At 63.7% G+C, this 1,082-nt stretch carries 1 protein-coding gene and 1 pseudogene; both read left to right on the top strand.

The window, feature by feature from the left end; genetic code table 11:
- A pseudogene (locus AC4FWB_RS34495) lies at positions 1–183 on the top strand (ectoine/hydroxyectoine ABC transporter ATP-binding protein EhuA); the annotation flags it as partial.
- The gene (locus AC4FWB_RS34490) at positions 180–896 is read left to right on the top strand and encodes a GntR family transcriptional regulator (RefSeq protein WP_491030673.1); all 717 of its coding nucleotides are present in this window, start codon (positions 180–182) and stop codon (positions 894–896) included. The pseudogene AC4FWB_RS34495 and the gene AC4FWB_RS34490, both read left to right, overlap by 4 nt.
- Positions 897–1,082 lie beyond the last annotated feature (186 nt).

Below are 1,082 nucleotides of genomic sequence, written 5' to 3'. Positions count from 1 at the left end.
GAGCATGATCTGACGATGCTCATGGTCACCCACCAGATGGGCTTCGCCAAGGAATTTTCCGATCGCGTCTGCTTCTTCTACCAGGGCAAGATCTGCGAGCAGGGACCGCCGAGCGAGCTGTGCGGGGCGCCCAAGAATGAGCGGACGCGGCAATTCCTGCACGCTGTCCTGGAGGCTGGATGACGCTTGACACGGATGCCTCGCCCGCGACCATGACCGCGTCGCCCGCGCGTCCGCTGTCGGCGCGAGAACGGTTCGAACGCATCTACCTGATCTTGCGCGACCGCATCTGTCTGCTCGACTATCCGCCGGGAAGCCGCCTCTCCGAGGAAGAGCTCGCCCAGGAATTCGAGATCAGCCGCACGCCGGTCCGCCGCGTCCTGGCGCGTCTTGAATCCGAAGGCCTGGTTCAGTCCGTCCACGGTGTCGGCACGATCGTCACCGACGTCGATATCGAGGAATTGCAGCAGGTCTATCATCTGCGTCTGGAACTGGCGCTTCTGGTCGGCAAGCTCTCGCCGATTCCGCGCACGGCCGCCGACCTCGATCGGATCCGGGCGCTGATCGCCCGCTGCGATTCCGACATGCTCAATCCGGATCAGCGGGCCTTCCTGCAGCTCAACATGGATTTCTTCACCGAGCTGTCGGGCATGACCGGCAACCAGCCGCTGCGCGAGATCAGCGAAAGGCTGTATTTCCAGGTGGCGCGCGTCGTCCTCAAGATGATGCCGCAACTGGGTCTTGTGGAAGAGTTCACCGCGTTCCGGCGCGAGATGGAGGAGGTCCTGGCCGCGGCCGAGATCGGCGACTGGGAATCCATCGGCCACATCAGGCGCGCCCACATCTCCATGAGCTTCCTGCGGATGATGCGGCATGCGGGCGAGGCTGGCGATTAGGATAAGGCACGGAGGTCTCGTCCGGAATGCCAGCGCTGGTGGACGCTCACGCTGATCTCGATCCCCGGAACGCAGCCATCATCGGCCCTGGCTGAAGTCGGCTTCATCGAGAGCATGGGCGAAGCCCGACGGATATCGACTATCCGCTGGGCGAGCCGCCCTTCAGTGGTGGGCGGACACGCTCTT

The organism is Mesorhizobium sp. LEGMi-168a, from assembly GCF_058312955.1.
This window is presented reverse-complemented; position numbering and strand designations above follow the sequence as displayed.

Coding starts and splice junctions, on each gene's coding strand:
- AC4FWB_RS34490 (WP_491030673.1), top strand. CDS start 180: ATGACGCTTGACACGGATGCCTCGCCCGCGACCATGACCGCGTCGCCC.